Genomic DNA, 23,124 nt, shown 5'->3' with positions numbered 1-23,124 from the left:
TTCGGGTCCCGGTACGACGGCGGAGCTGCCACCACGATCGGTTCGGGCACGACGATCGGATGCGGGGCACGACGGCGGTGCTGCCGCGACGTTCGGGTGCGGGCCCGACGGCGGAGCTGCCCCGGTGGCCCGGCGGTCACGTGCCGGCCGGGGCTCAGCGGGAGGGACGGGTGAGGTAGAGCCGCATGCTGAGCGACTCCATCTCGACGGACTCGCCGGGGGAGGCGACCAGGCTCATCGGGTCGGTCTCGTCCTCCAGCGAGTGGTCCGGCCGCTCCCAGGACGAGTCCCAGACGAGCTCGAAGTCCGCACCCCGGCCGCGGGCGAGCGTGACCTCCTGCTGGTCGAGGGAGCCATTGAGCACCACCAGCGCATCACCGTCGCCGCAGTGGAGACCCGAGCGCAGCATCTGCAGCACCCGGTTGTGCGGGTCGTGCCAGCGCTGGGCGGACATCGCGTCGCCGCCGGCGTCGAACCAGGCGAGGTCGGCCACCTCGTCGCCGTCGGCGGGACGTCCGGACGCGAAGCGGGTGGGCCGCAGCACGGGGTGCTCCCGACGCAGCCGAAGCAGGTAGGAGGTGGTGGAGAGCATGTCGCCGTGCCAGCCGGTGGTGCGCCAGTCCAGCCAGGAGATCTCGTTGTCCTGGCAGTAGGCGTTGTTGTTGCCGCCCTGGCTGCGTCCCATCTCGTCGCCGGCGGTGAGCATCGGGGTGCCGGCGGAGAGCAGCAGCGTGCCGAGCAGGTTGCGCATCGAGCGGCGACGCACCGGGACGATCTCGGCGGCCACCGAGTCGCGCTGGACCGGACCCTCCACGCCGTGGTTCCAGGACCGGTTGTCGTCGCTGCCGTCCCGGTTGCCCTCGAGGTTGGCCTCGTTGTGCTTGTGCTCGTACGCGACCAGGTCGGCGAGCGTGAAGCCGTCGTGCGCGGTGACGAAGTTGACCGAGGCCAGCGGGCCGCGCCCGCCGGGGACCTCGCCGTGGCCGAAGAGGTCCGCCGACCCGGACAGCCGGGTGGCGAGGTCGCGCAGGTCGCGCCCGGGCTGGCCCTTGGCCGCGGCCCCGGCGTCGGCGAGCCAGAAGGTCCGCACCGTGTTGCGGAACCGGTCGTTCCAGTCGCCCATCGGGGCGGGGAACTGCCCGGTCCGCCAGCCGCCCGGCCCGAGGTCCCACGGCTCGGCGATGAGCTTGGTCTGCGCGAGCACGGGGTCGGTGGCCATGGCGACCAGGAAGGGGTGGTACGGGCTGAACTCCGCGCCGTTGCGGCCGAGCGTGACCGCCAGGTCGAAGCGGAACCCGTCCACGCCGACCTCGCTCACCCAGTACCGCAGCGAGTCCAGGGCGAGCTGGACCACCCGTGTGCGGCGGAAGTCGAGGGAGTTGCCAGTGCCCGTGACGTCGGCCAGCCGGGCGGGGGAGGAGCCGTCGTGGAGGTAGTAGCCGGTGTTGTCCAGCCCGCGCAGGCTCAGCGTCGGGCCGAGGTCGCCGGCCTCGCAGGTGTGGTTGTAGACGACGTCGAGCACGACCTCCAGGCCGGCCGCGTGCAGGAGCGCGACCATGCCCTTGACCTCGGCGAGCACCGCCTGCGGCCCGGCGACCTGCGCGGCGCGCGTGGCGTACCCGGGCTCGGGCGCGAAGAACCCGAGGGTGTTGTAGCCCCAGTAGTTGGTCAGGCCCTTCTCCACGAGGAACGGCTCGGGAAGGCTGGCGTGGATGGGCAGAAGCTCGACGGTCGTCACGCCGAGCTTCTTCAGGTGGGCGATCGTCACCGGGTGCGCCATGCCCGCGTAGGTGCCGCGCAGCGACGGCGGGAGGCCCGGCAGGCGCATCGTCAGCCCGCGCACGTGCGCCTCGTAGAGGACCGTGTCAGACCACGGCACCCGCGGCGACGGAACCGCCCCGTCGAAGGTGTCGTCGACCACGACGCCGTGCGAGACGAACGGAGCCGAGTCGACCGGGTCGGGGTGCAGGACGCCGTCCACGGGGGCGAGGTCGTCGTCCACCACGTGGCCGTAGATCGCGGGCACGAGCGCGGTGGCGCCGGCGAGGGCGCGGGCGTAGGGATCCAGGACGAGCTTGGCGGGGTTGTGCCGGAGCCCGACGGCGGGGTCCCAGTGCCCGTGGACCCGGAACCCGTAGCGCTGGCCGGCGCGCACCCCGGGGACGTGACCGTGCCACACGCCGTGGACGGGGCCACGCAGGCGGAAGCGCCGCTCGGACAGCGAGCCGTCCGCCGCGACGTCGATCAGGCACAGGTCCACGCGCTCGGCCCGGGAGGCGTGCACGGCGACGTCGACGCCGTCGCCGACGAGGTGGACCCCGAGCCGGCGGCGGTTGGTGGCCCGCGCGGGGGCCCGCCGGGTCGGGACGTCGGCGTAGTGCTCCGGCTCGGGGAGCGCCGCGCCGAGCCTGCCGAGGGAGGTGCGTTTGGTGGTACTCACCGTTCCATTCAACCTCAACGGAGGTCCACGCGTGGGCGTCATGCCACCCGATCGGACCCGTGGCCGCCGGGGCCGCGATTCGGGTCCGGACCCGCGGAGGTGGCAATCTGGACCCATGAGGATCGTCGTGTGCGTCAAGCACGTCCCGGACCTGCAGTCCGACCGTTCCCTCGACGGGGACGGCCACCTGGTGCGCGGTGAGGACGACGTCCTCAACGAGCTCGACGAGAACGCCGTCGAGGCCGCCGTCACCCTCGCCGAGGAGCACGGGGCGGAGGTCGTGGCCCTGACCGTCGGGCCGGACGAGGCCGTCGACGCCGTGCGTCGGGCGCTGCAGATGGGGGCCGACTCCGGAGTCCACGTCAGCGACGAGCGGGTGGCCGGCAGCGACGTCGTCGGGACCGCCCGCGTGCTGGCCGCCGCGGTGCGCCGGCTGGGAGACGAGGTGCCGGTGGACCTCGTGGTCACCGGCATGGCGTCCATGGACGGTCTGACCGCGATGCTGCCCTCGGCGCTGGCCGCGTCCCTCGAGCTGCCGCAGCTGACGCTCGCGAGCGACGTCGCGCTCGACGGCCGGGTCGTGACGATCACCCGCACGATCGGCGAGGCGGACGAGGTGCTGGCCGCGGACCTGCCGCTGGTGCTGTCCGTCACCGACCAGGCGAACGAGCCGCGCTACCCCAACTTCATGGCGATCAGGGCCGCGAAGAAGAAGCCGGTCACCACCTGGGACCTCGACGACCTCGCCCTGGCGACGTCCGGGGCGGAGGTCGACGGCGGACCCGAGGTCGGCACGGCCGGCGCCGGGACCGCGGTGCTCGCCGCCGCCGCCCGCCCGCCGCGCGAGGCCGGGCGCATCATCACCGACTCCGGGGACGCCGGCACCCAGCTCGCCGCGTTCCTGCACGAGAACAAGCTGGTCTGAGGCAGGAGTGAACATGAGTGTCCCCGAGCTCGCCGAGCGTCCCGTGCTGGTGGTCGTCGACCACGTCGGCGGCGCCCTCACCGCGGCGTCGGCCGAGGTCCTGACCCTGGCCCGAGAGCTGGCCGGCGCGGCCGGCGTGGCCGCCGTCGCCCTCGAGACGCCGGACACGGACGCGCTGGCCCGGTTCGGCGTGCCGACCGTCTACCTGCCCGACCTCGACGGCGCCAACCCGACGGTCTCGGCGGTCGCGGCCGAGGCCGTGCTCGCCGCCGTGGAGCTCGCCGGCGCGGGCGCGGTGCTCCTCACCTCGAGCTTCGCCGGCAAGGAGCTGGCGGCCCGGCTGGCCGTGGCGCTGGGCTCCGGCGCCGTCGTCGACGCCACAGGGGTCGAGAAGGGCGCGTCCGGCCTGGTCGCCTCCAAGGTGGTGCTGCAGGGCACGTGGTCGACGACCTGCACCGTCACCCGCGGCGTTCCGGTCATCGCGGTCAAGGCCACCGCTGTCGAGGCCGTCGAGGCGCCCGGGGGCGAGCCGGCGCTGGTCAGCGTGCCGGTGGACCTCTCCACGGCGGCACGGGCGGTGCGTGTGGTCTCGCGCACGGAGCACCCCCGCGGCGGGCGGGTCCCGCTCGGCGAGGCAAGGTCCGTCGTCGTCGGCGGGCGTGGTGTCGAGGGGGACTTCTCCCTGGTGACCGAGCTGGCCGACGAGATCGGCGCCGCGGTCGGAGCCACGCGCGTGGCGACCGACGAGGGCTGGATCGAGCACGCCGCCCAGGTGGGGCAGACCGGCGTGACGATCTCCCCGCGGCTGTACATCGGCGTCGGGGTCTCGGGCGCGATCCACCACACCGCGGGCATGCAGTCCGCGGAGACGGTGGTGGCCGTCAACTCCGACCCCGAGGCGCCGATCTTCGAGATGGCCGACCTCGGGATCGTCGGTGACCTGAACGACGTCCTGCCGCAGGCGGTGGCCGAGCTGCGCAGGCTGCGCGGCTGAGGGTCAGCCCCGGTCGTGCGGGGTGTCCGGGTCCTGCCCGATGTGGCCCGGGGCGGAGGAGAGCACGCGCTGGATGAACGCCTCGAACTCGGACATGAACGTGGCGAGAAAGTCCCTCGTCGACGGGTCCGTGCACTCGCCGTTGGAGAAGGCGTTCGCCTGGTAGGTGATGTAGGCCTCCGGGGCGTTGAGCTGCGGTGAGTCGAGGAACGCGAGCACCGAGCGCAGGTTCGCCTGCATCACGGCCGTGCCGATACCTCCCGGCGAGGCGCCGATGATCGCGGACGGCTTGCGGGCGAAGGCGTTCTGCCCCCATGGGCGCGAGCCCCAGTCGATGGCGTTCTTCAGCCCACCGGGGATGGCGCGGTTGTACTCCGGCGAGACGTAGAGGATGGCGTCGGAGGCGAGGATCGCCTCCTTCAGCGCGCGGCCCTCCGGCGGGTAGTCCTCGTCGTAGTCGTAGCTGTACAGCGGGAGGTCCTTGATCGGGATCTCGGTGAACTCCAGGGTGTCGGGCGCCACCTTGATGAGCGCTTCGGAGAGCGTGCGGTTGATCGATCCGGTGGCGAGGCTGCCGACGAAGTAGCCGACCTTGTACTGGGCCATTGCTCATCCCTTCTGGGCGACCGGCCGCGACCGACCGGTCGGCGTTGATCTGGACGGTGCGGAACCATCCTTGCGCCGGGCCGTCCGATCCGCGCGCTGGGTGGCGGGCAGCGGGCAGCGGTACGTTCCGCGGCTGCCCCTAGCGTGTCGGGGGTGGCTGCCCGCAGGTCGGCGAGGCACCGCAGCCACGTCGGGTACTGCCCCGCAGGTCCGTGAGGCACCGGAGCCACGTCGGGTACCGCCCCGCAGGTCCGTGAGGCACGGGAGCCACGTCGGGTACCGCCCCGCTAGCGGATGCACAGTCGGCGTCGGGGTCCGGGAAATGCGGTGCCGCCGGCACGGACGGTCGGCCAGGATGGGCGGGTGTCAGCTGACCTGGGTCTCACAGCCGCACCTGAGGCCGAGGACTTCCGCGCTCTCGCGCGTTCCTCGCCATGGCGATGGACGACGGCGCAGCTGCGCGTGCGTTGGCACGCCTCCCTTCCGCGACGGCACCAGGAGGTGCGTGCGTGGATCTCGCGCTCGCCGCGAGCGGTCCGGGTCGAGACCCTCGGCGGCGAGCTGGTGACGGCGGAGGTCCAGGAGCGGGGGACGACGTCGGTCGTGATGCTCGCCCGGTCGGACGACGGCGGGTCGTTCCCGGAGCGGTACACGGACGTGGACGTGGACGTGAACGCGATGTCGCCTGGCGACGGTGCGGTGCCCGGGGTAGCCCCGGGCTCGGAGATGAGTGCGGCCCAGGCGGGTGTCTGGGACTCGGGGACGAGTGCGGCCCAGGCGGCTGTCCGGGGCGCGGGGGTGAGTGCGGAGCGGGCCGCCGACCCGGACGACGCGGTGATCGCGTGGCGTGAGGTGCGCGGAGAGCACGACGAGAGCGGGGAGCTCGCCCGGCTCTCCCAGCCCAGGCTGCGCGCCGACGGGCTCGTGGCCGCGCGGCCGTTCACGGCAGAGGCGGCCGACGACGCGTTCTACGAGAACTACGCCTGGGTGGCGATGCTCGACCCGGTCGAGCTGGCCGACGGCCGCGATCCGGACGGCGTCGACCCCACGGTGCGTGCGGGTACGTCGGTCGGGCCGGTCGCCGTCGTCGACCACCACGGGCGCCCTGCGTGGGAGGCGGTGGTTTCCGCCCGCGGGTACTACGAGCCCCGCTGCGGGTGCTGCGCCCTGCTGGTCGACCGGGCGCAGGAGGAGCGTGAGTGGGGCCCCGGTGGTGCGCACCGGCCGGCCGGGTACGTCTACGGCGAGGGCGCCCGCGTGCGGCTGGACGTCGGCACCGGCATCTGCGTGCTCGTCGAGCAGGTGGGCGGGAGCGACGCGGGGGCCGGCTTCGAGGTGGTGCTCGAGGACGTCGACGCGGAGCTGCCTCGCGCACTCTTCGGCTGATCCCGGGCCGGGGCCACCGTCGCCGACTGCCGTCAGGTGGACGCGCCGGGCGCCGCGCGTCCCGCGATGGTCCGGCGCAGCTCGTAGCCGGTGTCGAGGTCGGTGATGTGGACCTCGACGATGCCGTTGGGGTCGATGACGTACCGCTCCTCGACCAGGCAGCCGTCCTGGCGCCGGACGGGCTCGTCGCCGAGGTCCGGCCGGTCGCGCAGCGCCGGGTCGAACGGGAAGAGCACCTCGGCGAAGGGGACGATGTCGCCGCGGGGCTCGCCGGCGTCGTCGACGGCGGCGCACTCGACGAAGCGGAACCAGCCGATGTTGTGCGCCGCCCGGTAGCGGCGCGTCGCGACGACCGTGTCAGCGGTCGGCAGGATCTCGTCCGGCGTGAGGATCGGGTCGAAGACGACGCCCTGCCCGGAGCGCTGCTCGCGGAAGACGCCGAAGCCCCGGGAGAGCCGGTCGGCGAGCGAGTACCCGGACGCCGGGTCGGCGGCGATCGCGAGGCCGATGGCGGTCGACGCGGAGGGGTGCGGCGAGCGGTGCACCCGTCGCCCGAACCGTTCCTTGAGGAGGCGGGGGACCAGCGGCAGCGAGCTGCCGCCCCCGACCAGGTAGATGCCTGCGACGTCGGTCAGGCCGGTGGGGTCGTCGAGCCTGTCGAGCACCGGTCCCATCGCGGTCATGGTGGCCTCGACGAGCGGCGCCGCGGCATCGTAGAAGGCGTCGACCGCGACGTTGACGTCCCTCTCGCCGACCTCCAGCGCGATGCGCCTCGACTGCGGCGAGATGCGCTCCTTCGCCTCGCGGCACTGCTCACGCAGGCTCGCCAGCGCCCAGGCGTCGAGGTCGGCCTCCTCGACCTCCGCGGCCGCGAGGGCGCAGCGCACGAGGACGTCGTCGAAGTCGTCGCCGCCGAGCCGGTTCCGCCCCGCGGTCGCGAGCACGTCGTGCCCGGTGCCCTCGACGTCGACGAGCGAGGCGTCGAACGTGCCGCCACCGAGGTCGTAGACGACGACGCGGGTGCGGCGCGAGGTGACCGTGCCACCCCGGCGGTGCGTGTACTCGAAACCCGCTGCGGAGGGCTCGTTGAGCAGCGCGGCGACGTCGAAGCCCGCGCGGCGGAACGCCTCCAGCGTGAGGAACCGCTGGGCGCCGTGCGCGTGCGCCGGCACCGCCACGACGACCGGGCCCAGGAGGTCCGGGTCCGCCTGTCCGGTGCCGGCACCGGGCAGGTTGGAGGTGGTCAGCAGCGCCTCGTGCATGGCACGGAGGTAGCCGGTGAGGATCTCGAGCAGGGGGACCGTGCGGTCCCCGACGGCGATCGCGGTGTCCGCGTTGACGTCGGGCTCGGCGAGCGCCCGCTTGAAGGAGCGCAGGAGCGGGGCCCCGGTCGCGCCCGCCGCGATGGCGTCGAAGCCGTACAGCAGGCGCTCGCCGTGCAGGGCGACGACGGAGGGGAAGCTCTCGTGGGCGTCGCCGTCGTCGTCGAGGAACGTGACGACGGGGTAGTTCCCGCGGTCGACCGCGGCGACGATCGTGCGGGTCGTGCCCAGATCGACGCCCAGGTGCATGGCAGCGAGGGTATCAACGCCGGGGGGCCTCGCCGGCGAGCGTGCGGCGGGTGGACCCCGGTGGCCCGATGGTCGCAACGAGCCGGCCCGGTCCTCGTGGCAGCGCGTGCCGGAGCCTCGTGGGAGCAGGCGTGCCCGGCGTCGTCGGAGCAGGCGTCGCGACGTCTCCTTACACTGGACGATCGTGACCACCTACCTCGACCACGCGGCCACCACCCCGGTGCGCCCCGACGTCGCGGCGGCCTACGCCGAGGAGCTCACCCGGCTCGGCAACCCCTCGTCGCTGCACGCTCCCGGGCGGGACGCCCGGCGTCGGTTGGAGGAGGCGCGGGAGCAGCTGGCGGCCGCGGTCGGCGCCGAGCCCGCCGAGGTGCTCTTCACGTCCGGGGGCACCGAGGCCGACAACCTCGCGGTCAAGGGCGGCTACTGGGCCCGTCGCACGGCCGACCGCACGCGGGTGGCCGTATCCGCGGTCGAGCACCCAGCGGTGCTCGAGGCCGCGACCTGGCTCGCAGCGCACGACGGCGCGGCCCTGGACCTGCTGCCGGTCACCGGCGCGGGCGTGCTCGACGTCGCCGCACTCGACGTGCACCTCGACGAGCACGGCCCCGCGACGGCGCTGGTGAGCGTCATGTGGGCGAACAACGAGACCGGGGTGCTGCAGCCGCTCGACCAGGTGGTGGCGCTGGTGCACGCCGCCGGGATCCCGGTGCACTCCGACGCCGTGCAGGCGCTCGGGCACGCTCCTGTCCACTTCGCCCGGTCCGGGCTGGACGCCCTGAGCCTTTCCGGGCACAAGCTTGGCGCGCCGGTCGGGACCGGCGCGCTGGTGGCCCGCCGGGACCTCGCACTGAGCCCCGTCGAGCACGGCGGGGGCCAGGAGCGCGGGGTTCGCTCGGGCACGCTGGCGGTGGCCGGCGCCCGGGCCCTGGCGCTCGCGGTGAGCTCCGCCGTCGCCGAGCAGGAGGCGGAGACCGCACGGCTGCGCCGCCTGCGCGACCGGCTCCTCTCCGCCGTGCTCTCGACCGTCCCGGGAGTCCGCCTCTCCGGCCCGGACCTCGACCAGGCGGGCGCCGACGCGTGGCTGCCCGGGATCGCGCACCTGACCGTCGACGGTGCGGACGCGGACTCCCTGCTCTTCGGCCTGGACGTGGCAGGGGTGGCGGCGTCGTCGGGATCCGCCTGCCAGGCGGGTGTGCAGGAGGCCTCGCACGTGCTGCTCGCCATGGGCCGGGACGAGGAGCAGGCGCGCTCGGCGCTGCGGTTCTCGCTCGGGCGGACCACGACCGAGGCGGACGTCGACGCCGCCGCGGCGGCTCTGCCCACGGTCGTCGCGAACGCCCGCAAGGCCCACGCGACCCGCTCCGCCCGGGCGCGACGCTCCGCCGTCGGGCTCCACGATGCCGCCACCGACCTGAGGAGCGTGAGCTGATGCGTGTCCTGGCCGCCCTGTCCGGTGGTGTGGACTCCGCCGTCGCGGCCGCCCGCGCCGTCGACGCGGGCCACGACGTCGTCGGTGTGCACATGGCGCTGTCCCGCTCGCGCGCCCAGCACCGCAACGGCTCGCGCGGGTGCTGCTCGATCGAGGACGCGGGCGACGCCCGCCGCGCGGCCGACGTCCTGGGCATCCCGTACTACGTGTGGGACCTGTCGGAGGAGTTCGAGGAGACGGTCGTCGCCGACTTCCTCGACGAGTACGCCGCGGGCCGCACCCCGAACCCGTGCGTGCGGTGCAACGAGCACATCAAGTTCTCAGCGCTGCTCGACCGTGGCCTGGCGCTCGGGTTCGACGCCGTCGCCACCGGTCACTACGCGAAGATCGTCGAGGCGGCCGACGGCGTAGGCGGCGTCCGTCGTGAGCTCCACCGGTCCGCCGACCCCCTGAAGGACCAGTCGTACGTTCTCGCGGTGATGGGGTCCGACCGCCTCGCGCGCTCGCTCTTCCCGCTCGGCGACGTGCCGTCCAAGGACGCCGTGCGCGCCGAGGCGGCGGCGCGGGGGCTGAGCGTCTCCGCCAAGCCGGACTCCTACGACATCTGCTTCGTGGCCGACGGCGACACCCAGGGCTTCCTGCGCGAGCGGCTCGGCGCCCGGCCGGGCGAGGTGGTCGACGCCGAGGGCCGGGTCGTCGGGGAGCACGACGGCGCGTACGCCTACACCGTCGGGCAGCGCAAGGGGCTGGGACTGAACCGACCGGCAGCCGACGGTCGGCCCCGCTACGTGCTCGAGGTCCGCCCGCAGTCCAACCAGGTGGTGGTGGGTCCGAGCGAGCTGCTCAGCGTGGACGAGCTGCGTGGCGACCAGGCGGTGTGGCTCGCAGACGACGTCCCGGCGGGGGAGTGGGTCGACGTCGAGGTGCAGGTCCGGGCGCACGGAGAGCCGGTGGCCGCTCGTGTGCGGCGGTCCACGGGGTCGCGACCGGGTGCGGCGGCGGACGACGTCGCCCCTCACCACGAGCGCGCCGACGGCGGGCGCCCGGTCGGTGACGGCTCGGCAGGTAGCGCCGCCGACATCGCTGGCGGCTCGGGCGGTGGTGCCGCCGACATCACCGGCGGGGAGCGGCTCGAGGCCCGGCTTGCCGTCCCGTTGCGCGGCATCGCACCCGGGCAGTCTCTTGTGGTCTACGCCGGCACACGCGTACTCGGTCAGGCGACGATCGCCTCGGCGAGACGCGGTGCGTCAGCGCGGGGCGCCAGCAGGGCGGTACCCGCCTGATCGCCGATGCGGTCCAGGTCCGGGTTACGTACCGTCGAGCCATGAGACCGACAGCGGGGCCCACGGTGCTCGGCCTCGCGGCCCTGCTCCTGGCACTCGGCTCGTGCGGCGACCCGGACGTCGGGGACGAGACCCCAGGGGCGACGTCGAGCCCGAGCGCGATCCCGACCGACGGCCCGACGACCGACCGGACCGCCGATCCCACCGCGAGCCCGACTGGCAGCACGGGCCGACCCAGCGACCCCGCGTCGCTACCTCCTGACGTGCGGACCGCCGTCGACGACCTCGCGGGCCGGACCGGAGTCGACCCGGGCGAGATCGCCGTCGTCGTGTTCGAGACGGTGACCTGGTCCGACGGCAGTATCGGCTGCCCTGAGCCCGGGAAGGCGTACACGCAGGCACTGGTAGACGGCAGGCGGCTCGTGCTGGCGGCGGGCGGTTCGGAGTTCGCCTACCACGGTGAGGGGCAGGGACCGCTGGCCTACTGCGCGTCCCCGGTCCCGCCGGCGGAGACCGCGGAGACGCGCTGACCTCTGCGGTGGGTTGCCGACGGCGCAGGCCCTGTCGTGCGTTGCCGTCACCCCGGGCTCCTGTCCAACCGCCGCCGCCGACGTCGGACCAGTTACCGTCACCGCGCGGGCTGTTCCATCCACCACTCGGTGAACTCCGTGCAGCGACCCTCGGCGTCGAGCCTGATCACCCACAGGTTGCTATAGGTCTTCGGCGGATCGAAGTGGTAGACGGTCGTGCCCTGGATGATTGCCAGACCGCCGCTGGCAACGAGCGGTTCCCACCGGAACGTCGTCTGGCCGGGTTCGTCACGAAGCTCGAGCCATCTCTCGACGATGGCCTGGCGCCCGGTGGCAGGTTCCGCGTAAGGCTCGGTGCGATACGTCGCGTTCTCGCTGAAGAGCATCCCGATCTCGTCGCGGTCGTTCGAGTTCCAGGCCCGTACGTAGCCCTCGACCCAGGTGGCGAGCTGTTCCTCGAGCATGGCGACATTGTCGAACGGCTTGCCTCGTCTGTCGCCCGCAGACTGGATTCGTTCCGCCGCTTGCAATGTTGCTTACAGTCGCGCGGAAAACTGTAGTACGAGCTCCATGCTTTTCGTGACAGCAGTGATTAGTTGGCTTCGTATCCACAGAAGCCGCGAGATGCCAACGTTTCCACAGGGCGGTTTTCCACAGTGGGCGTTGTTGCCACGCTTTCCACAAATTTGATTCGCGCACCATTTCCTCTTGCATTCGTGAACGTGTGTTCGATACGGTGGTGGTGGTTGAACGACCCGATCTTCGTACCCCGACGACGTGGCGTGGGAGGGAGGCCCCGATGTCCCCGATCGACGACGACGGCGGCCCGGCCGCGGCGCTGGCGGCGGGCCTGTCCCAGGTCCAGGAGCTGCTGTCCGGGCTCGCCGGGATCGACCTGCACACCGTGCCCGGGCAGGCGGTGATGGATGCCCTGGACGACCTCGAGCACGCCCACCGGCAGGTCGAGGCCCTCACCGCCCGGGCACTGGCCACGATCGAGGCCGGCGGGCTCTGGGCGCTGGACGGCGCCCGGTCCATGCCGACCTGGTACCGGGCCCGCACGGGCCGGCACAAGTCCACCGCCACGGCGCAGGTGCGCCAGGCCAGGGCGCTGCGCGACCACCTGCCCGCCACCGCGGCCGCCCTGGCCGACGCTCAGATCAGCGCCGACCACGCCGCCGCCCTGGTCAAGCACACCACCGACACCGAAGCCCGGCGGGCGAAGCTGACCGACCCGGCCGTCGGGGAGGACTTCCTCCTCGCCCAGGCCAGGTCGTTGGACGCCTCGGCCTTCACGATCGTGCTCAAGCACTGGGGGCTGCGGGCCGACCCCGACGCCGCCGACCGCGCCTACGTCGCCGAGTCCGACCGGGAAGAGTTCTACCTGTCCGAGACCACCGACGGCTACGTCCCCGGCGGGTGGCTGTCCAAGGCCTCCGGCGAGGCCGTGCGGGCCGCCCTGGACGCCCGGGTCGCCACCCCCGCCGCCGGTGACCACCGCACCGCCGGGCAACGCTACGCCGGCGCCCTGGCCTCCCTGGCCCACCTGGCCCTGGACTCCGGGACGCTGCGCCCCGGCGCCCGCATCCGCCCCCACCTCAGCGTCCACGTCCCCTTCGAGACCCTCCAGCGCCTGATCGCCGCCTCCGCACCCACCCGCCGCCACCCCGGCTGCCCGCTCCCGACCCACCCCGGCGCGGCGTTCGGAGCATCAGAGCCAGGGACCTGCGGGTGCGGGCAACCGCTGCCCGAGGCAGTCATCGGCGCCGAGCTCGACCCCGCCGCCATGACCGAGGTCGAACCCGCGACCTTCGACGACGGCACCCCGCTGGCCCCGTCCCTGCTGGCCCGCATCGCCTGCACCAGCGAGGTCCACCGCGTCGTCTTCGGACCCGCCTCCGAGGTGCTGGACACCGGCAGAGAGAAACGCCTCTTCATCACCGCCCAGACCCGCGCGATCATCGCCCGCGACCGCACCTGCCGCTACCCAGGCTGCGACGCCCCACCAGGCGAGGGCGAGATCCACCACGCGATCTGGTGGTGGGCCCAGCACGGCACCACCGACCTCAAACACGGCATCCTGCTGTGCTGGCACCACCACGACTTCGTCCACAAACGACGCATCACCATCGAGAACCGCGGCACCCACTGGCACTTCACCCGCCGCGACGGCACCACCATCGAACCCACGCCCCACGCAACCTGACGCGCGACACCCTCGCCGGTCTGACTCGATGGCGGCCGATACCGTGTGGGTGTGCACGACCTACTCCCGCTCGCCCGCTCCACCGTCGACCGTGACGCCGTCTCACGCCCCCTCGACGACCTGCTGCCCGGCCTGCTGTCCGATCCCGATACGCGGATCGTGCTCGTCCGGCACGGCCTCGTAGCGACCCGCGACGGTGAGCTGGCGCTGCACAGCCCGGCCGAGCTGCCGGGGGCGGGCCGAGCGGCTGAGGAGGTGGCATACCTCGGACGGGACGACGGCGGTGCGTACGTGTCCCTGACGCTGCCGGACGACCTCGGCGAGGAACGCGATCTGGACGGCGTGCCGGTCGTCGAGGACGCGGCTCTGGTCGAGCTCGTCTCGACGCTGACCTTCGACCACCTCCGCGACGTCGGTGACGTTCTGGGCGATCGCGACGCCGGACTGGCGACGACTGCCGTCGCCCTGGCGGCCTGGCACGCTCGGCACCCGCGCTGCCCGCGATGCGGCGAGATGACCGAAGTGATCGACGCAGGCTGGGTGCGCCGCTGCACAGCCGATCAGTCGCTGCACTACCCGCGCAGCGATCCCGCCGTGATCATGGCTGTCACCGACAGTGAGGACCGGATCCTCCTCGGCCACGCCTCCCACTGGCCGGAGCGGCGCTTCTCGACGCTCGCCGGGTACGTCGAGCCGGGTGAGTCCATCGAGACGGCTGTGCGCCGCGAGGTCATGGAAGAGGTCGGCATCAGGATCGGTGAGGTCGAGTTCACGACCTCTCAGCCGTGGCCGTTCCCGGCGTCGTTGATGCTCGGGTTCCGCGCGCGGGTGGCCGAGGGGGCGCCGAACGAGATCCGCGTGGACGGCGTGGAGATCACGGAGGCTCGATTCTTCACCCGGGCGGAGCTGGCGGTCGCCGTCGGAGAGCAGCACGTGCTCCTACCGATGCGCTCGTCGATCGCGAGGGCGCTGATCGAGGACTGGTTCGGTGGTCCCGTCTCGCCTGTCCGCGACGGCTGATCGCACCGAGAGGAACCGTGATCGTCGACGTGAGGGGATCCCCGCACGACGAGCGGATCCCCGCACGACGACGAGCGGATCCCGCACGACAAAGTAGAGGACCCCGCACGATCGTGCGGGGTCCTCCACCAGCTCTGGTCAGGCCTGCAGGCGCTGGACGACCTCGTTGAGCGACGGGTTCGTGGCCGCCGTGCCGTCAGGGAACACCACCGTCGGGACCGTCTGGTTGCCGTCGTTGACCGACTCGACGAAGCTCGCGGAGGTCTCGTCCTCCTCGATGTTCACCTCGTTGTAGGCGATGCCTTCCTTGTCCAGCTGGGTCTTCAGTCGGCGGCAGTACCCGCACCATGAGGTCGAGTACATCGTGATGGTGCCGGCCTCGGGCGCCTGCGTGGTCATGGAGGGCTCCTCTGCGTCGGTGGTCGTGCGCATCGCTCGCGCACGAATGGTTCGTCATCAGCACAAACGGCGAGACCGTTCCGATTCTTCCCTCGGTGGTGACCGCACGGCGTGCTTCGCGCCACGTCGCGCCGTCGAAGCGAGCACGTCCGTGCGTTCTCCAGACGGCACGCCGTCTTCCTCGCCCCCGGCATGGCGGCGTACTTCGACCGTTCCCTCGCCTACGTCCCGCGTCACCAGGGCCCGGGCAAGCCCGTCCAGGAGCAGCCCCGGACGCGGACCGCGGGCCCACCCGCAGGCCCGCTCGCCGGAGGCACCGTCGCGAGAAGTCGCGGTGGCGCAATCCAGGAAGGGGCCGAGCATGGACGCCGAAGATGGACGCGGCCACGATCCACCGGCCCGGTCGTCGCGACTACGGTCGCCAGAACCTGGGGACCGGCACCGGTGCTGTCACCGCCGCCTGAGAGACTGAGGTCGATGAGTACCGAAGAGCTGCTGGCCGCCCTCGACGACGACCAGCGGGCCGTCGCCGAGCACCTGACCGGTCCGCTCTGCGTGCTCGCGGGCGCCGGTACCGGTAAGACGCGCGCCATCACCTACCGCATCGCGAACGGCGTGCGCTCGGGTACGTACAACCCTCAGACCGTCCTCGCCGTGACCTTCACGGCACGAGCCGCAGGTGAGATGCGCTCACGGCTGCGCGACCTCGGTGTGGCGGGCGTCCAGGCGCGGACCTTCCACGCCGCCGCGCTGCGACAGCTGTCCTACTTCTGGCCGACGGCGATCGGCGGGTCGTTGCCGCGGATCGCCGAGCACAAGGCCGGCCTGGTGGCCGAGGCGTCCGGACGGCTCGGCCTGGGCGCGGACCGGGTCGCCATCCGTGACCTCTCCGGGGAGGTCGAGTGGGCCAAGGTCTCCCTCGTCACCCCCGACGACTACGCAGCCAAGGCTCTCCGTGCCGGACGGGAGGACGTGGCCGGTCACGACCACGCCACCATCGCGCGGCTGCTCAGCGTCTACGAGGACGTCAAGAACGAACGTGGCGTCATCGACTTCGAGGACGTCCTCCTGCTGCTGGTCGGGATCCTGCTCGAGCGAGACGACGTCGCCGCACAGGTGCGGGCGCAGTACCGGCACTTCGTCGTCGACGAGTACCAGGACGTCTCACCCCTCCAGCAGCGGCTCCTCGACCTCTGGCTCGGTTCGCGGCGCGAGATCTGCGTGGTGGGTGACGTCTCCCAGACGATCTACTCCTTCACCGGCGCCACGCCGAACTTCCTCACCGGCTTCCCGCGCCGGTACGAGGGCGCCCCGGTGGTCCGGCTCGTCCGTGACTACCGCTCCACGCCCCAGGTCGTGGACCTCGCCAACAAGGTCCTGGCACGGGCAGGTCGCCATCGCAACGCCGCAGCCGTGGAGCTCGTCGCGCAGCGTCCCTCGTCCATCCCGGTGCGCTTCGAGACCTACGACGACGACCTCGCCGAGGCCAGAGGGGTCGCCGAACGCATCACGGCCCTCGAGAAGGAGGCGGTGCCGCTGAGCGAGATCGCAGTCCTCTACCGGACCAACGGTCAGTCGGAGGCGCTCGAGCAGGCACTCGCCGATGCGGGCATCGGTTACCTCGTGCGCGGTGGCGAGCGGTTCTTCTCCCGCCGGGAGGTGCGCGAGGCCATCGTGCTGCTGCGCGGCGGCGTCCGGTCCACGACCGACCAACCCATGCCCGAGGCGGTGCGCGACATCCTCGCCTCGGTGGGCTGGGTCAAGCAGCCTCCCGCCGCACGAGGTGCCGTCCGGGAGCGGTGGGAGTCCCTGAACTCGCTCGTCACCCTCGCCGACGACCTCCACGCCACGCGCAACGCCGACATGGCCGGCCTCGTCGCCGAGCTCGACGAGCGGATGGCGGCTCAGCACGCCCCGACGGTCGCCGGCGTGACGCTCGCGAGCCTGCACGCCGCCAAGGGCCTGGAGTGGGACGCCGTCTTCCTGGTCGGCGTCTCCGAGGGGCTCCTGCCCATCTCGCTCGCCGACGGTGACGATGCCGTCGCGGAGGAACGACGGCTGCTCTACGTCGGGGTGACCCGAGCACGCGAGCACCTGCACCTGTCCTACGCCCGCGCTCGCACGGTCGGTGGACGCGCCTCGCGGAAGCGGTCACGCTTCCTGGACGGCATCTGGCCCGACGACGGTGCCGGCGGGGGAGGGAAGCTCTCGCGCCGCGCCGCCGCCCGGGCGCGCACCGATTCGTTCTTCGAGGAGAACCCCGCCGATGCCGAGCTCTTCGAGCGGCTGCGAACCTGGCGGGGTGAGGTTGCCCGGACGATCAGCAAGCCGGCGTACACCGTGCTGCACGACACCACCTTGCAGGCCATCGCCACGGCAAAGCCGAAAGACCTGCGACAGCTCGCCGTCCTGCGTGGCATCGGGGCGACCAAGCTCGAGGCCTACGGGGGGCAGGTCCTCGCCGTCGTCCGCGGTGAGGACGTCGACGTCGAGGCCTGGCTCTCGCGCTGAGCCCTGCCTGTCGAACCCTCCGGAGGGCGGCCTCAGAGCCTTCCGGAGGGCGGCCTTGCTCCTCTCGAAGTCCGTCCCGGAAACTCGCCGAAAAACTCCCCGGAAAAAGGATTGCCCCTCGAGGAACGACGGGTCTAGTCTCGTTCCTGTCCGTTTCGACCGGGTCCTGCCTAGCCAGCACACAAGGATCCCCGCAGCCGAAGGAGGTGCCGAAGTGATCAACAGGAACATGGCCGATTGCGCGTACGTCGTGCTCGCGCCCACCCCGCTCGCCGCAAGGCCGAAGTCTGCCCTCACTCGGCAGCAGTCTGCCTTCGGCATTGCCACGGCTGGGGTGCGTCTGCGCCCCGCGCTCGTCGGCACCCCCGTCGGGACCGCCTCCCGGACCTAGCACTCCACACGAGTTGCAGCTCCGGCCGCGGATCCCCACATCGGGACCGCGGCTCTCGTCGTTTCTGACGAGTTCCGCGGCCTCAGGCCCCGGACAAAGAACGACCTTCAGGAGCAGCTGTGCAGCTCACGGCTCTACTCGACCAGATCAGCCAGGGATCATCCGTCTCCTGGCCAGCAACACCCTCTGCCCACACCGCGGAGGTCCCCTACGCCGTCGAGTCCGGCTGGGGCGTGCTCGCCACCCCGGCAGCGACAGGTGCGGCGGCAACGCCCTGCCAGTCTGCCGAGAACAGCGACCTGTGGTTCGCCGAGCGCACCGCCGACGTCGAGCAGGCGAAGGCACTGTGCCGCAGCTGCCCGGTGCGGGAGGCGTGCCTCGCCGGTGCCCTCGACCGCGCCGAGCCCTGGGGCGTCTGGGGTGGCGAGGTCTTCGTCGACGGCGTCGTGGTCGCGCGCAAGCGTGGCCGCGGTCGGCCGCGCAAGGACGAGGCCGCTGCCTGAGGACCTCGCACGGCGAGCTGCCACGGGGGACACGAGCCGGTGGTCAGGCGGATCTCAGGACCGCCTCGACCGCCGGCTTCACCCTGTCGGCGTCGCCAACGTCATCGCCGTCCTGCACGTGCGGGCCGGCCTCTGTGCCGTTCCGTTCGGACCGGCCGGCGTCCGTGCTGTTCCGTTCGGACGTGCCGGCGTCCGTGCTGTCCCGCGCGGATGAGCCGCCGTCGACGCTATCCCGTTCCGAGCTGGCGCCGTCGGCCCTCGCCGCTCCGTTCCGACCGCCGGCATCCCGACTGTCGTCGATGCCGTCGCGGCCCACGCCGTCGCACCCGCACTCCGGGTGGACCGTCCACGGACGGAGCACGGGCAGCGGGCTCAGCCCGCTGACCTCGAGACTGGCGCGGTCGATCACCAGCTCGCGGCCGTCCAGGGCAGCGAGCACCTGGTGCGCAGCGACGGCGGCACCGAGCTGCGCCGCCGTCGCCGACGTCCCCGGTGCGGGCGAGCCGCGCAGCTGGGTGGCAAGCGCCGGCCAGGCAGGGTCCGCATCTGTGCGGTGGAGGTCCATGCACCGTGTGCACGGTCCCTTCCCGGGCACCACCAGCGGACCCACGCACACGTCGACCTCCCCGATCACCACCGGCAGGTGCACCACGTCCTCGCGGAGGAGCGGTCGCAGGCGAACTGGATCGGCGACCGCCCAGGAGATCGCCACCAGGACGTCGGGCCGAGTACGGGCGGGGGCGCTGGTGCGCAGCCGCGGAAAGGTCGAGCGCAGCTGCGTCTCGGCCTGTGCCGCACGGCGGGCGCCGATGTCACGCGGGTGGTAAGGGCCGACGTCGTCCGGTCCGACGGCGCTGTCGTCCTCGAGCAGGAGCGTCCCGACACCCGCTTCCGCAAGATGCGTCGCCAGCCGCATGCCGACCTGGTCGAGACCGACCACGGTGACGGTCGCTCGCTCGCGCGCCGCGAGAACGGCTCCGCCGTCGCCGTCGTGCATCAGCCGGGACCAGTACGCCACCTCCGACGGGACCGCCGACGGAATCGGTGTGCGCCGGGCCGGCGCCTTCAGGTCGACGACTCCGGAGCGCTCGAGCAACGTCACGAGCTCACGGACGCGTTCCGGCCCGACGCCCGCCACCTTGCCGACCCGGAGCAGGTCGGCCTCGGTGGGCTCGTGGCGCAGGTGGTCGAGCACCTGCTGCTCCGCCACCTCGAGGTCCTCCAGCACGACGGCGCACCGCGGGTCGATCCCTACCTGGCTCTCGCCCTTGCGGCGCCACAGCACCGAGAGCCCCGGTCGTAACCGCACGGTCGTCCCCCTCTCAGGCCCGACCTCGTGTCGAGGTCCGTGCCCGGGACTCTGGCACGGACCGCCGTCGCGCCGCAGCGCCGATCCACAGGCATGGCGGCGCTGTGCCCGCGTTGCGCACGGCCTGCGCGGTACGCCGCATCTCGGACGTCGCATGACGCTGGACGTCCCAGCGGGTTGGTGCCCGTCAGACCCGGCCGGGTCGGCGAGAGTGAGAAGTGGCCGGGACGAGGCCCACCAGACCCGGCTGGGACGGGGAGTCGTCAGCCCTGGCCGGGACGAGGTTCGTCAGACCCGGCTGGGACGGCGCACGTCAGGCCTGGCTGGCGCGAGAAACGCCAGACCTGGCTGGTACGGGGAGTCGTCACGCCTGGCCGGGGCGTGGAATCGTCAGGCCCGGTCGGGGCGATGGTCGTCGGGGGCTGTGGGGCCGCCGTCGTCCCGGTCGTCGGCCGGATCGGTGTCACCTTCGGACCCTGCCGGTCCGGGCCCCACGGCGTCCGACGACGACCCCGAGCTGGAGGACGGATCGATATCGGTACCGCGGTCGCGGTCGCCGGCATCGTCGCTGTCGCCGTCACTGTCGTCCGCGGCCACCTCGGTCGAGTCGGCGAGCGTGCCGTCGAGCAGGGCGGCCAGCGCGGCGTCGACGTCCTCGTCCGCGGCGTGCGCAGCCTGGCGGGCGGCGACGAAGCCGCTCGGGTCGTCGAGCTCCTCGGGCGTGGGCATGAGATCCGGGTGCGACCAGAGGTCGTCACGTTCGGCAGTCCCTCGGGCCGCACCGAGGCTCGCCCACAGGGTCGCCGCCTCGCGGAGCCGTCGTGGACGGAGCTCGAGACCGACCAGAGAGGCGAACGTCTGCTCGGCGGGACCGCCGGTCGCGCGACGCCGGCGCAGCATCTCCCGCAGCGGGACGGCGTGCGGCAGGTGCGGGGCGACGGCCTGGGCCGTGACCTCCTCGACCCACCCCTCCACGAGCGCCAGTGCCGTCTCCAGGCGGACCAGGGCCGCGCGCTGAGCGGGGGACTGCTCGAGCGCGAAGACCCCGCCCGACAAGGCCTCCCGCAGCTGCTCCGGGTTGGTGGGGTCGATGCTGCGGACCGCCTCCTCCATCGCCTCGGTATCGATGGTGATCTCCCGCGCGTAGGACTCGACGATACCGAGCAGGTGCGACCGGAGCCACGGCACGTGCGTGAACAGCCTGGCGTGCGCCACCTCCCGCACGGCGAGGAAGAGCCGGACCTCCTCGGCAGGGGCGTCCAGACCCTGCCCGAAGTCGACCACGTTCGCCGGGACGAGTGCCGCCGTCGGGTCCTCCACGAGCGGCAGACCCGTGTCCGACGGCCCGAACGCCTCCCGGGCGAGGGTCCCGACGGCCTGGCCCACCTGCATCCCGAAGACGGCGCCGCCGAGCTGGCGCAGCATCCCGCCGGCCGCGCCCATCTGCTCGGCCATCGCGCGCACCTCAGGCGGCAGGTACTCGCTCTGCGCCCCGATCGTGTTGACCAGCGCCTGCGCCACCGAGGCCGCGACCGGCTCGGCGAGACGCTTCCACGTCGGCAGGGTGCGCTCCACCCAGTCGGCACGGCTCCACGCCTGCTGCTTGCCGCCTGCCGGCGCGAGCTCGGTCGCGGTGTCGAGCCACAGGTCGGCGACGGACAGCGCGGAGCGCACCTGCTCGGCCTCGGCCGCGGTCACCGACGGGTCGCCGCCGGCATGGGCGGTCTGGCGTGCGAGGTCGTGGGCGAGCTTCCAGTTGACCGGGTCGCCGCCGCCGGCCGCGAGCAGCTGCTGCATCTGGGTGAGCATCATCATGAGCTGGTTGCGGTCGGTGGGCAGGCCGGCAGCCTGTGACATGGCCTCGGGATCGAGCCCGGACGCACGCATCGCACGCATGGCCTCCTCGGCGGCCTCCGGACCCATCATCGAGCGCAGCAGCTCCTCCCAGCTGTTGGGCTCGCTCCCGCCGGGACTGGTGGGCTCCTGGCTCATGACTGCTCCTCGGCGCGTCGACGGTGGATGACCACGGTAACCGTCGGGTCGGCCGCCGAGCACAGTCGGGTGTGCCACGACGCCGCTGGTTCGCTCAGGGCGCAGCAGGTCGCCGGTGTCCCTGGTCCCGTCCAGGGAACTACCAGCCTGGTGCGGCATGATGACCCGGTGACTCACCAGGAGCCCCGAGAGACCGGCCGCGCCGCCGGCGCCCCGGGCAACCGCCGGAGCGGCGCCGACGGCAACCTCCTGGCCCGGAGTGGGAACACGCGGCCGACGTCGGACGGGACCGCCGGCCGGGACACAGCCGCCTCCCGGCCCGAGGACTCGACAGGTCATCCCGACGCCCGGCCACCCGGCGCATCCGACGCTCGAACGGACGACGCCGGCCGGCACGGCGCACCCGACGCCCACACGGACGCCGGCCGGCCGGGCGCACCCGAGGCTCGCACGGACGCCGGCCGGCCGGGCGCACCCGACGCCCGCACGGACATCGACGACGGCGTCCCGTACGTCACCTACCGGGCGGTCACCATGGTCGTCGCGGGCGCTGGCCTCGCACTCCTGCTCCTCGCGATGATGCTGATCCCGCTGCCGTATGCGGTGCAGCGGCCGGGGCCGACGGTCGACACGCTCTCGGAGCACGAGGGCGAGCCGCTAATCGCCGTCGACGGCGCGCCCACCTACCCGACCGGCGGCGAGCTGCGCCTGACGACTGTCTCGGTCTCCGGGGGACCCGGCTACCCCGTGACCGCCGTGGACGTCCTCGCCGGGTGGATCGACGACAACGAGGTCGTGCTCCCGCGGGAGGCGGTCTTCCCCGAGGGCACCACGCGCGAGCAGATCGACGAGGAGTCGTCGGCGCAGATGGCGTCCTCGCAGACGAGCGCGACCGTCGCCGCGCTCGAGGAGCTCGGGCAGGAGGTGCCCATGGTGCTGACCGTGACCGGGGTGGCGCCCGGGTCGGGCGCCGAGGGGGCCCTCGAGCCCGGGGACGTCATCACCTCGATCCGACCAGCCGGTGAGAGCCGCACGGAGGTGCAGAGCTTCTCCGACCTCTCACAGGTGCTTGGTAGCACGGCACCCGGCACCGTCGTCACTGTGGGGATCGAGCGCGACGGGTCGTCTCGCGAGGTCGACGTCACGACGATGGGCCACCCCGGCACCCAGGCAGGCGAGGCCGCCGATGAGCCCCAGGGCAGCCTTCTCGGTGTCGTGCTGGAGCCCGACGTCGAGCTGCCGGTCGACATCAGCTTCGACATCGACAACATCGGCGGCCCGAGCGCCGGGACGATGTTCGCCCTGGGCATCGTCGACCTGCTCACCCCCGGCGAGATGACGGGCGGGGAGAGGATCGCGGGCACGGGGACGATGGACCTCGCGGGCGACGTCGGCGCCATCGGTGGGATCCAGCAGAAGCTCGCGGGGGCGAAGCGCGACGGCGCGGAGTGGTTCCTCGCACCCGAGGACAACTGCGGAGAGGTCGTCGGCCACGTGCCTGCCGGGCTCCGGGTGGTCAGCGTGGGCACGCTCGGCGAGGCGCGCGACGCCGTCGAGGCCATCGGCTCCGGCGACACGGCCGACCTGCCGACCTGTGTGGGGGCCTCGGACGCCTGACCAGCGGGC

18 protein-coding genes are annotated in these 23,124 nt (G+C 72.9%); 11 read left to right on the top strand and 7 right to left on the bottom strand.

The window, feature by feature from the left end; translation table 11 throughout:
- Nucleotides 1-154: 154 nt before the first annotated feature.
- A complete protein-coding gene (gene glgX / locus GD748_RS16320) occupies nt 155-2,440 on the bottom strand; it encodes a glycogen debranching protein GlgX (protein ID WP_226921487.1) in 2,286 nt (761 codons plus the stop codon).
- 115 nt (nt 2,441-2,555) lie between these two features.
- On the opposite strand from glgX, the gene GD748_RS16315 reads away from it, so the two are divergent.
- Together GD748_RS16315 and GD748_RS16310 are read left to right on the top strand one after the other, a co-directional pair.
- A complete protein-coding gene (locus GD748_RS16315) occupies nt 2,556-3,365 on the top strand; it encodes an electron transfer flavoprotein subunit beta/FixA family protein (RefSeq protein ID WP_152196305.1) in 810 nt (269 codons plus the stop codon).
- A gap of 13 nt (nt 3,366-3,378) precedes the next feature.
- Nucleotides 3,379-4,359, top strand: coding sequence for an electron transfer flavoprotein subunit alpha/FixB family protein (locus GD748_RS16310; RefSeq protein WP_152196304.1), 981 nt, complete (start codon nt 3,379-3,381; stop codon nt 4,357-4,359).
- Between the two features lie 3 nt (nt 4,360-4,362).
- On the opposite strand, the gene GD748_RS16305 is transcribed toward GD748_RS16310, so the two are convergent.
- Complete coding sequence (locus GD748_RS16305) at nt 4,363-4,965, bottom strand: NADPH-dependent FMN reductase (RefSeq protein ID WP_152196303.1); 603 nt, start codon at nt 4,963-4,965, stop codon at nt 4,363-4,365.
- 363 nt (nt 4,966-5,328) lie between these two features.
- On the opposite strand from GD748_RS16305, the gene GD748_RS16300 reads away from it, so the two are divergent.
- Nucleotides 5,329-6,351, top strand: a complete 1,023-nt coding sequence (locus tag GD748_RS16300) for a hypothetical protein (RefSeq protein ID WP_152196302.1) — start codon at nt 5,329-5,331, stop codon at nt 6,349-6,351.
- 32 nt (nt 6,352-6,383) lie between these two features.
- Here GD748_RS16300 and GD748_RS16295 read toward each other — a convergent pair whose 3' ends face one another.
- A complete protein-coding gene (locus GD748_RS16295) occupies nt 6,384-7,922 on the bottom strand; it encodes an Hsp70 family protein (RefSeq protein ID WP_152196301.1) in 1,539 nt (512 codons plus the stop codon).
- Nucleotides 7,923-8,106: 184 nt separating this feature from the next.
- Between GD748_RS16295 and GD748_RS16290 the strand changes: the two genes are divergently transcribed.
- From GD748_RS16290 to GD748_RS16280, 3 genes are read left to right on the top strand one after another with little or no spacing between them, the layout of a single operon-like run.
- Nucleotides 8,107-9,354, top strand: a complete 1,248-nt coding sequence (locus tag GD748_RS16290; protein WP_226921486.1) for a cysteine desulfurase family protein — start codon at nt 8,107-8,109, stop codon at nt 9,352-9,354.
- A complete protein-coding gene (mnmA, locus tag GD748_RS16285; RefSeq protein ID WP_152196299.1) occupies nt 9,354-10,637 on the top strand; it encodes a tRNA 2-thiouridine(34) synthase MnmA in 1,284 nt (427 codons plus the stop codon). Before GD748_RS16290 ends, mnmA begins: the two co-directional genes overlap by 1 nt.
- A 41-nt stretch (nt 10,638-10,678) precedes the next feature.
- On the top strand, nt 10,679-11,167 hold the full coding sequence (locus tag GD748_RS16280; RefSeq protein WP_152196298.1) for a hypothetical protein: 489 nt from the start codon (nt 10,679-10,681) through the stop codon (nt 11,165-11,167).
- A gap of 98 nt (nt 11,168-11,265) precedes the next feature.
- Here the strand turns inward: GD748_RS16280 and GD748_RS16275 are convergent, their stop codons facing one another.
- Nucleotides 11,266-11,631 (bottom strand): nuclear transport factor 2 family protein, encoded by a 366-nt coding sequence (locus GD748_RS16275; RefSeq protein WP_152196297.1) that lies wholly within the window; start codon nt 11,629-11,631, stop codon nt 11,266-11,268.
- Nucleotides 11,632-11,966: 335 nt separating this feature from the next.
- Between GD748_RS16275 and GD748_RS16270 the strand changes: the two genes are divergently transcribed.
- Nucleotides 11,967-13,373 carry an HNH endonuclease signature motif containing protein gene (locus tag GD748_RS16270; RefSeq protein ID WP_152196296.1) on the top strand — a complete coding sequence of 469 codons (1,407 nt, stop codon included), beginning with the start codon at nt 11,967-11,969 and terminating at the stop codon, nt 13,371-13,373.
- Nucleotides 13,374-13,424: 51 nt separating this feature from the next.
- A complete protein-coding gene (gene nudC, locus GD748_RS16265) occupies nt 13,425-14,393 on the top strand; it encodes an NAD(+) diphosphatase (RefSeq protein WP_152196295.1) in 969 nt (322 codons plus the stop codon).
- 138 nt (nt 14,394-14,531) lie between these two features.
- Here the strand turns inward: nudC and GD748_RS16260 are convergent, their stop codons facing one another.
- A complete protein-coding gene (locus GD748_RS16260; RefSeq protein ID WP_152196294.1) occupies nt 14,532-14,792 on the bottom strand; it encodes a mycoredoxin in 261 nt (86 codons plus the stop codon).
- A gap of 477 nt (nt 14,793-15,269) precedes the next feature.
- Here GD748_RS16260 and GD748_RS16255 point away from each other — a divergent pair, with 477 nt between their 5' ends.
- Both GD748_RS16255 and GD748_RS16250 read left to right on the top strand, forming a co-directional pair.
- Nucleotides 15,270-17,303, top strand: coding sequence for an ATP-dependent DNA helicase UvrD2 (locus tag GD748_RS16255; RefSeq protein ID WP_152196293.1), 2,034 nt, complete (start codon nt 15,270-15,272; stop codon nt 17,301-17,303).
- A 624-nt stretch (nt 17,304-17,927) separates the two neighbouring features.
- The gene (locus GD748_RS16250; protein WP_226921545.1) at nt 17,928-18,197 is read left to right on the top strand and encodes a WhiB family transcriptional regulator; all 270 of its coding nucleotides are present in this window, start codon (nt 17,928-17,930) and stop codon (nt 18,195-18,197) included.
- A gap of 43 nt (nt 18,198-18,240) precedes the next feature.
- Here GD748_RS16250 and GD748_RS16245 read toward each other — a convergent pair whose 3' ends face one another.
- Both GD748_RS16245 and GD748_RS16240 read right to left on the bottom strand, forming a co-directional pair.
- On the bottom strand, nt 18,241-19,506 hold the full coding sequence (locus GD748_RS16245) for a ThiF family adenylyltransferase (RefSeq protein ID WP_152196291.1): 1,266 nt from the start codon (nt 19,504-19,506) through the stop codon (nt 18,241-18,243).
- 390 nt (nt 19,507-19,896) lie between these two features.
- Nucleotides 19,897-21,498 (bottom strand): zinc-dependent metalloprotease, encoded by a 1,602-nt coding sequence (locus tag GD748_RS16240; protein ID WP_152196290.1) that lies wholly within the window; start codon nt 21,496-21,498, stop codon nt 19,897-19,899.
- A gap of 168 nt (nt 21,499-21,666) precedes the next feature.
- On the opposite strand from GD748_RS16240, the gene GD748_RS16235 reads away from it, so the two are divergent.
- Entirely contained in the window at nt 21,667-23,115 is a 1,449-nt protein-coding gene (locus tag GD748_RS16235) for a YlbL family protein (RefSeq protein WP_226921484.1), read from the top strand.
- Nucleotides 23,116-23,124: the final 9 nt, after the last annotated feature.

The sequence above is a fragment of the Georgenia subflava genome, from assembly GCF_009193155.1.
GTDB lineage: Bacteria > Actinomycetota > Actinomycetes > Actinomycetales > Actinomycetaceae > Georgenia > Georgenia subflava.
Note: the sequence above shows the minus strand (reverse complement) of the source record. Positions and strands in the feature narration are given on the sequence as shown.